Raw genomic sequence first — 3,385 nt, forward strand, 5'->3', positions numbered from 1 at the left:
TGCCGAGGAGATCGCGGTCTTCACCGCATTCACCGCGCTGTCCGTCAGGTTGATCATCGCTCGCCCTCGCTGTCTGGGTCTGTTGGATCAGGGGGATCGCAAGTCCTGTGCCAGAGCGCACGCGCCTGAAATTGCTGCATTTTCGTTCCGCGACCCGGCTGTTGCCTTTGCGACGCTTGTCGGGTTTGCGACAGACAGCGTTCGCGGCGCGTGCAGGCCGAATGGCAAGGCGATACCGGAGCGGCCGCTGCGGTCGCGCAGGGCCGTCAGGATTGCCGCCGCATCTACACTTTCGACGCATAAGCAGGCAGGCGGCAAACTCCTTGCATAAGGGCGCTTGAACCCTTCGCGGCGGCCAGACGGGCGCGCGGCAGATGAGACAGGAGAGATCCATGACGTCGATCGACAACACCGCCCTTGGCCGCCTGGACAAGGAGGGCCGGCTGCTGAACGCGGTGCTGAAGGGCGACACCACCAAGCCCGGCCGCTTCGGCTTTCGCGGCGACATCGCACTGAAATTCCAGACCCAGGTCGCCGATGAAAAGCGTCCGCCGGATTATTCGATCGAGCAGGTGCTGACCGTGGCGCAGGAGGGCGAAGAGACCATCCCGGTGCTCGCCGGCTACCTGCATTCCTACGCCTATCTCGCCGACGTCGCCAAGGTGCTGGACGGCGCGTTGAGCCCGAAGGGCAGCTACTTCATCTTCTGCAACAACATCGATCTTCTCGCCAAATACCGCACACGGATCGGCGACATCGAGTTCCGTATCCTGCCGTGCGACGAATCGACGGTGTGGAAGGAGATGATGGATCTCGCCGGGGTCGACAAGAACGACATCAAGAAGCTCGATACCGCCGGCAAGCTCGACTATCTGCTCGATGCCGCGATGGAGCTCGACGGCTCCTATGCCGAGATCTCGTTCGAGGACGGCGTTGCGAAGATGGAGCCGGTGAAGAACCGTAACGAGAACCGTCCGGTCTGACGCACCGTCGTCAGATCTCTTCCTCGCAAGCCGCCTCGTCGTCCTCCACGAGCGAGACGCCGGTCACGCAGATGTCGCCGTCGAGCACGGCGAGCGCGATCGGCGTCAGGCTCTCGCCCTTGCACGGCCCGTCCACGCAAATGCCGGTGCTGAGCTCGAATGTGGCTCCGTGCTTGCCACACATCAGCCTGGTGCCCTTGCCGTCCAGGAATTGGTTGCGTTCCCAATCCAGGTTCACCCCATTGTGCGGGCAGCGGTTGAGATAGCCGAATACCTGCTTGCCCCAGCGCACGATCACGATCGACCAGGGCCGTGGCGCGCCGTCCTCGCCGACGATCTGAAGATGAAACCCAATCGCCCGCTGGCTTGGAATGTCGTTGAAGGCGCAGATCGCATAGGCGGTATTCTGGTCCATGCTGTCCTCGTTGGCGTCCGGATCGTCCGAACGTTGCAAGAATCGCGCTAGGCCGGAGACCTGACGTGGATCGCGTCACGTCAGAAATCCGACATGCGACAGCCTTGTCGCCAGCCGGTTCGGCATGCCGGGGCGATTGCAGCCGATTCCCCCCAAATTCTGTGGCGCCGCAGCTCTTGGCGCGCTCGCGCGAGCTGGCATGGAAATTGATGCTATTCAGCCAGGCCCCTTCGGCATGGAGAAAAAGAGGAACGTCGCGTCTGAATTCGCCGCCTGCTCGGAAGACGAGATCAAGGCGTTGCTCGATGGCGGCACGCTGACCGTCTATTCGGTCGCGCGCCCGGTCACTGCCGATCGCCCCGTCGATCGCAGCGGCGTGCTCGCCACGTTCAAGTTTGCAAGCCCCGCTTTCAGTGCTGAAGCCGGCGGCGTGACCCTCGCGGCCAATCCGGTGCCGGCAAGCAGCGTCGGCACGCCGGGCTTCGCGCGGGCCTGCAAGGCCGACGGGACCGTCGTGGCGGACTTCTCCGCCGGGCCGGGCCCGCGCGAGATCAAGTTCGCCGAGGTCTCCTGCTCGCAGGGTGCGCCGGTGAAGATCACCGCATTCAAGTTCATCGCCGAAGGCGGCTGGCCGGAACGCCCTGACTATTACGACGCCCATCCCCGCCCCGGCTATGCCATGCCGCTGGTGCCGTGATGGCGATTTTGGTCAAGACGACGCAGGACGGCCGCAAGCTCGAGGTCGTGGGGCTCGCGATTACGTTGGGCGGCAAGCTCGAGGCGAACGAGCTGATTGAGGTGAAGGATCATCCTTATCGCCGCGCGATCCGTGCCGCCGCCCCGGAGGCGACCCACATGGCCGGCCGGGTGCCCCTTACGCAAACTGAGGCGGAGATCGTTCTCGCCGCGTTCAGGGAGGCGGAGGCCGGCATGCTCGCCAATCCGGTCGCGATCCACGAACGTTTCCGCATCGCTGCGATGATGAAGGCGCGCGAACAGGGGATCGAGTAGACCGGGGTCGCCGCGCATATCGCGCGTCAGTTCATCACGTGCCCGCGCCGGCGATAGCCACCTGCTTCGCCGACCTCGAACATCGCCCCGATTCCGGGATGGCTGACGGGCTCGCCGGAATCATCGGGCTCCAGGTCATTCTCGGCAATACAGGCCACATAGGGAATTTCGTCGTCTTCGGCGAAAAGCCGATAGACCAGCCTCGTTGCTATCCCGTCGGATGCCGATTCGCCATCGGTGCCGGCAAACGACGTATCCACGTCGAAAATGACGCCGCGCATCGCGTAAAGCCGGTGGCGGATCACTTGGCCGATATTGTACCTGGCGAACTGGATCTTGCCCATCGCTGGTCCTGCGCGCGCCTCAGGCGGCTGCGGGGGCGTGGGTCTGGCAGTTGGTCGGGCAGACCCGCGCGCAGGCGCCGCAGCCGATGCAGGCGCCGTCGTCGTTCATCACCATGACCTTCTTTTCGACCTCGTCATCGTCGTCATCGAGGTCGATCATCTCGCCGTCCTCGTTGATGCCTTTGAGCGTCATGACCTCGCGGCCGCAGACCTTGTAACAGCGGCCGCAGCCGATGCACTTCTTGGCATCGATCGAGACCAGATAGTCCGGCTTCCAGTCGCGGCCGTCGCGGGTTGCGTAGGACATGGTCGGGATCCGGTTATGCCTTTTCCAGCGTCTTGAGATCCTCGCGCTTGCGCTCGAGCTCGGCGAAGGCGTCGTGCGCCTTCTGGGCGACGGTCAGAATCGAGGTCCAGTTGATCGGCAGCTCCTCCGACAGGTCGTGGAGATCCATCTTGGCCTGCGTGGCCTTGGCCGACAGCTTCTTGATCTCGGCTTTCAGTGTTTCAAGGTCGCTCATGCTCCAACCTCAGTAATTCGCGACATCGGGAAACTTGCGGATCATCTCGACCCCGCCTGCGACGTACTTGTCGCCCTCGGCCGCAAGCTTGGCGAGATTGTCGAAACCAAA

The 3,385-nt window shown here is 63.5% G+C and carries 9 protein-coding genes; 4 read left to right on the forward strand and 5 right to left on the reverse strand.

The genetic code is table 11. The annotated features are described in order from the left end of the window. A partial coding sequence (locus JHD07_RS35820) for a hypothetical protein (protein WP_291630780.1) occupies nucleotides 1–331 on the forward strand: 331 nt, incomplete at its 5' end. A 61-nt stretch (nucleotides 332–392) separates the two neighbouring features. Beyond that, the gene (locus JHD07_RS35825) at nucleotides 393–983 is read left to right on the forward strand and encodes a hypothetical protein (RefSeq protein WP_291630781.1); all 591 of its coding nucleotides are present in this window, start codon (nucleotides 393–395) and stop codon (nucleotides 981–983) included. A 10-nt stretch (nucleotides 984–993) separates the two neighbouring features. Here JHD07_RS35825 and JHD07_RS35830 read toward each other — a convergent pair whose 3' ends face one another. Further along, on the reverse strand, nucleotides 994–1,398 hold the full coding sequence (locus tag JHD07_RS35830; protein WP_291630782.1) for a Rieske 2Fe-2S domain-containing protein: 405 nt from the start codon (nucleotides 1,396–1,398) through the stop codon (nucleotides 994–996). A 235-nt stretch (nucleotides 1,399–1,633) separates the two neighbouring features. Here JHD07_RS35830 and JHD07_RS35835 point away from each other — a divergent pair, with 235 nt between their 5' ends. Further along, nucleotides 1,634–2,095, forward strand: a complete 462-nt coding sequence (locus JHD07_RS35835) for a hypothetical protein (protein WP_291630783.1) — start codon at nucleotides 1,634–1,636, stop codon at nucleotides 2,093–2,095. Beyond that, complete coding sequence (locus JHD07_RS35840) at nucleotides 2,092–2,409, forward strand: hypothetical protein (RefSeq protein WP_291630784.1); 318 nt, start codon at nucleotides 2,092–2,094, stop codon at nucleotides 2,407–2,409. The genes JHD07_RS35835 and JHD07_RS35840 overlap by 4 nt, the downstream gene beginning before the upstream one ends. A gap of 26 nt (nucleotides 2,410–2,435) precedes the next feature. Here the strand turns inward: JHD07_RS35840 and hspQ are convergent, their stop codons facing one another. The 4 genes from hspQ to JHD07_RS35860 all read right to left on the reverse strand — a co-directional run. Further along, nucleotides 2,436–2,753, reverse strand: a complete 318-nt coding sequence (gene hspQ, locus JHD07_RS35845; protein WP_291630785.1) for a heat shock protein HspQ — start codon at nucleotides 2,751–2,753, stop codon at nucleotides 2,436–2,438. 19 nt (nucleotides 2,754–2,772) lie between these two features. After that, complete coding sequence (fdxB, locus tag JHD07_RS35850) at nucleotides 2,773–3,060, reverse strand: ferredoxin III, nif-specific (protein ID WP_131870828.1); 288 nt, start codon at nucleotides 3,058–3,060, stop codon at nucleotides 2,773–2,775. 13 nt (nucleotides 3,061–3,073) lie between these two features. Further along, nucleotides 3,074–3,274, reverse strand: coding sequence for a CCE_0567 family metalloprotein (locus JHD07_RS35855; protein WP_291630786.1), 201 nt, complete (start codon nucleotides 3,272–3,274; stop codon nucleotides 3,074–3,076). 9 nt (nucleotides 3,275–3,283) lie between these two features. After that, nucleotides 3,284–3,385 (reverse strand): DUF269 domain-containing protein (locus JHD07_RS35860; RefSeq protein WP_291630787.1); only part of this gene is annotated, 102 nt, incomplete at its 5' end.

This window comes from Bradyrhizobium sp., from assembly GCF_016462955.1.
GTDB lineage: Bacteria > Pseudomonadota > Alphaproteobacteria > Rhizobiales > Xanthobacteraceae > Bradyrhizobium.